A 417-nucleotide genomic window follows, 5' to 3' on the forward strand; every position below is an offset into this window, starting at 1 on the left:
GAGCCTGAGCCTGAGCCTGAGCCTGAGGTAGAGCCAGAAATTGAAGCTGAGCTAGAAGTTGAAGCAGAGCCAGAAGTTGAAGCAGAGCCAGAAGTTGAAGCAGAGCCAGAAATTGCAGCTGAGCCTGAAATTGCAGCAGAGCCAGAAGTTGCAGCAGAGCCAGAAGTTGCAGCAGAGCCAGAAACTGTAGCTGAGCCTGAACTTGATGTTGAATCAGAAGATGATTTTACCGATACGTCTTCTAATTTACTCGATCCAGAAGACGCGCTTGATGAGTACAATGATGAAAACCTCGATAGCGTTGATGAGCTACTGAGCGAGTTAGAACAAACAAGTGATGATTATGTAGAAGCACCTGATTGGTCAGTTGATGGCTTAGACGAGCAATCTGAACCAGAAGCAGAGCCTGAGCTTGAA

Annotated in this window: 1 protein-coding gene; it reads left to right on the forward strand. The window is 47.0% G+C overall.

Annotated elements, in window-relative coordinates:
- Positions 1–417: hypothetical protein (locus CWB77_RS17965; protein ID WP_212750889.1), on the forward strand; the 417-nt coding region annotated here is incomplete at both ends.

Origin of the sequence: Pseudoalteromonas sp. S1610 (genome assembly GCF_005887465.1) — a bacterium.
Taxonomy (GTDB): domain Bacteria; phylum Pseudomonadota; class Gammaproteobacteria; order Enterobacterales; family Alteromonadaceae; genus Pseudoalteromonas; species Pseudoalteromonas undina.